This is a genomic window from Bacillus sp. mrc49 (assembly GCF_002803435.1).
Genome location: NZ_PHNG01000428.1, coordinates 1 through 284, shown reverse-complemented (window position 1 = coordinate 284; position 284 = coordinate 1). Strand labels below are relative to the sequence as shown.

1 protein-coding gene and 1 pseudogene are annotated in these 284 nt (G+C 40.8%); both read right to left on the bottom strand.

Features of this window, described 5'->3' with window-relative positions:
- Positions 1-120, bottom strand: a 120-nt coding sequence (locus CVN76_RS31625; protein ID WP_232732080.1) for a hypothetical protein, incomplete at its 3' end; no start/stop codon positions are given.
- Positions 110-284: pseudogene (locus CVN76_RS02620) on the bottom strand (bacitracin ABC transporter ATP-binding protein); the annotation flags it as partial. The gene CVN76_RS31625 and the pseudogene CVN76_RS02620, both read right to left, overlap by 11 nt.

The following is a 284-nucleotide window of genomic DNA, read 5'->3' as shown; positions in this document are numbered from 1 at the left end:
ATATTGCAAGGTGACAAATGCGAAATAAAGCGAGGCGCTGAAGACCAAAGCAAATACATAAAGGTAATAGTTTTTCAGGTTCTTCTTCAGGTTCCGAAAGATGAGTTGATTAATGCTCATTTTGCACACCGCCCAATACACCTTGTGTTTTCATGATGTCCTTGAAGAAGGTTTGCCTCGTTTCTTCCCCTTTATTCAATTGGGTATAGATTTGTCCATCTTTAATGAAAATGACTCTGCTGCAATAACTTGCTGCCACGGGATCGTGGGTGACCATGATGATC